Annotated in this window: 2 protein-coding genes; both read right to left on the bottom strand. The window is 71.3% G+C overall.

Going from position 1 to position 2,417, the window contains the following annotated elements; translation table 11 throughout:
- Positions 1–360: 360 nt before the first annotated feature.
- Positions 361–1,122 (bottom strand): hypothetical protein, encoded by a 762-nt coding sequence (locus ACFW2E_RS45330; RefSeq protein WP_384477598.1) that lies wholly within the window; start codon positions 1,120–1,122, stop codon positions 361–363.
- A 453-nt stretch (positions 1,123–1,575) separates the two neighbouring features.
- On the bottom strand, positions 1,576–2,274 hold the full coding sequence (locus tag ACFW2E_RS45325; protein WP_384477595.1) for an SDR family oxidoreductase: 699 nt from the start codon (positions 2,272–2,274) through the stop codon (positions 1,576–1,578).
- Positions 2,275–2,417: the final 143 nt, after the last annotated feature.

Raw genomic sequence — 2,417 nt, 5'->3', positions numbered from 1 at the left:
CACCCGGGTACGCGCCGTCACCCCCCCGCGCCAATGGGGGCGCCCCCCCCGCGGGGCCACCCCCCGGGGGCCGGCGCATTGTCCGACTCGGCCCCGAACACCACCAGTCGGTCTCGTTTGTCGACGCGAACGAGCTGCACGGCACGATGCTTGCCGCCCACGCACACGCTGAGGGCACTCCACGCCGCCGTCGTCCGCGGAACGGATGTCAGCCAGCGGGAAGGACAATCGGCGTAACAGATCCGCCGCCGCGCACGGGCAGCATCAGCGGTGCTGCCCCGACGCCCATTTCAGCTGCCGAGGAATCGTCATGGGCTCCAGCTGACACGCTCGAAGACCGGTGCTGTCCTGTCCCGCCGATCAGGTCGTCGGCAGCTGGTCGTACATCCGGAAGGTGTAGGTGGCGTCGTAGGTCATCAGATTTCCGCTCGACGCGGGCAGTCCGAGCCGCCGGTTGAGTGGCCCTGTCAGCGGCCCGCAGTCTTCAGCGGCGGGGGCGGCGAAGGCGTCATCGTAGGCCGAGAACTTGATCAGCGGCGGATCCTGTGAGACCCACTGCGAGGGGCCCGACCGCTTCAGCTGGAAGTCGATCGGCGCGCTCGCCCCGATGGTGCATCCCTGTGGCAGCAGCGGGCTCAGCAGCCGGAAGCGCAGGCTGAATTGCCCGGTATAGAAGTCGGATCGGCCGCCGTACTCCGGCTTGATCGCCAATCGAAGCTGCCGCGAGTGCTCGCCTGCCGCACTGCCGTTCAGCCCGCCCGGAACGGCGGTCGGTGCAGTGTGCATCGCACCCCACACCTGCCCATTGGTACCGTCCGGCATCGGTCCCTCGGCGTGCGTCATGGTGATCGGAGCGAGAGTCGCGGTGACCCCGCCCATCGTCAACTGCGGTGCAGCAGTGTGAACTTCACACCTCCAGTGGGCCGGATCGACCCCGGCAGGAAGGGCAGGGCAGTCACTGAAATCGGCCGCGGACCGGGCGGTGGCGGCGCCCGGCTCGGCGTACGCGGAACCCGGCGCGCACATCCCCGCAAGACCTGCCAGGGCAGCGGCGCCGGCGAGGGTGACCGCGGCGCGGCGGGCGAGAGACGGGCGGGGGCCATCGGCAGTGGTGTTCAACATGACCAACAGCCTGCTGAGCATGACTGGCCGACCGCTATCAGTGACCACCCCGCCTCGACCCTGAGCCGACCCTGATGACTTGTCAGGGATCACCTTGACGGACCGTCGGAGTGAGGAGTGCCGCACTCGGACGGCGTATGGTGATCCTGCGACGGGTACCGCGCCGCGCCATGACGGGCGCCGTTCTGTGATGTCCTTTGGGCGGATACGCTCCGCCATTTGCGTGCGCGCCCGGCGTCGTGGTGCTGCAGTCCCGGGTCATGACGCGGCTGCCGACCGTGGCCCCGGGCCGTGTCGCGGCAGGGAAACCCGCCCGGCGGCAGACCCGCGGGGCGGACGTGCGCCGGGGGTGGGATCCGACGGTCGGCCGGTTCCGCGGTGCTCTGGGCAGGGACCCCGTACGCCGGCCGGGGCGGGCCCGACCGCCGCCCGCGGCCGGCCTGCGCGCGGCGGTCAGATGCCGGACGGCGCGCTGACGGGCCGTGACAGCGCGGCTTTGATGCGCCGGGTCTCCTCGTCGGCGAGGACTTCGAACCGGTCGCCGGTCAGGGCGTCCATGGTCAGCTCGGCGACGGTGGCGGGGCTGACCTTCGGTGCGTCGGTCCACGCGCTGAGGTCCGTGTCGACGAATCCGGCATGCACTCCGACCACCAGGGTTCCCTGGGCGTGCAGGGCCTGCCGCAGGGAGTCCGTCAGTGACCACTGCGCGGCCTTGGAGGCCGCGTATCCGGGGAACTGCGGCTGGCCGGCCCAGGACGCGAGCGAGAGCATGTTGACCAGTGCTCCACCGCCGTTGCGAGCCAGTACCGGGGCGAATGCGCGGGCCACCGCCCAGGTGCCGAAGTAGTTGACCTCCATCGCCTGATGCGCACCGTCGAACGTGCCCTCCAGGAGCCGGGTGCCCTGGCCACCGATTCCCGCGTTGTTGATCACGATGGATACGTCGTTCGCGATTTCGGCAGCCGCGGCGACGTCCTCGTGGTCGGTGACGTCCAGACGCACCGGGACCAGGTCGGTATCCGCCACGCCGGCCGGGTCGCGGACGCCGGCGTAGACCTTCGCCGCGCCGTGGTTGATCAGTGAGCGGGCGAATGCGCGGCCGATGCCGCGGTTGGCGCCCGTCACCAGGGCGACTGATCCTTTGATTTCCATCCGGGTTCCTTTGCAACAGGCACGCCTCGTCCAGGCGGGCTCTTGGGCAGGTGGTCGTGTGGCTGGGGGGCGCGTGCGGGCGGCGCGCGGGGGGGGGGGGGGCCCGCGGGGGGGGGGGCGCCGGGGGGGGGCGCCGCCCACCC

It is taken from the genome of Streptomyces sp. NPDC058964 (genome assembly GCF_042741275.1).
Lineage (GTDB): Bacteria > Actinomycetota > Actinomycetes > Streptomycetales > Streptomycetaceae > Streptomyces.
The sequence above is the reverse complement of the archived record's forward strand: the minus strand, read 5'-3'. Positions and strand labels throughout refer to the sequence as shown.